Annotated in this window: 1 protein-coding gene; it reads left to right on the top strand. The window is 34.7% G+C overall.

Annotated elements, in window-relative coordinates:
* The coding region (locus ACFINO_RS11355; protein ID WP_375655952.1) for an Hsp20 family protein at window positions 1-157 on the top strand (157 nt) is incomplete at its 5' end.
* Window positions 158-248 lie beyond the last annotated feature (91 nt).

The following is a 248-nucleotide window of genomic DNA, read 5'->3' as shown; positions in this document are numbered from 1 at the left end:
AGCTGCACGTCAATTCCAACGTACTTTTGTTCTTGTCGAAGGAATGCACGTTACAAATGCCGAGTTGAAAAATGGTCTTTTATCAATTAACTTATACCAGCCAAAAACAAAAAAACAAATGAAGCAAATTCCAATCAAAGTAAGTAATAAGAGTTAAGGTATAAAGGAATAATGAAATGGGAGAGCATAAACAAAACTTGTCGTTGCAAGATATGACCCATTCTGATACGGGGCAGATTGCTTATTTA

Origin of the sequence: Bartonella sp. AA83SXKL, assembly GCF_042196965.1 — a bacterium.
Taxonomy (GTDB): domain Bacteria; phylum Pseudomonadota; class Alphaproteobacteria; order Rhizobiales; family Rhizobiaceae; genus Bartonella.
Note: the sequence above shows the minus strand (reverse complement) of the source record. Positions and strands in the feature narration are given on the sequence as shown.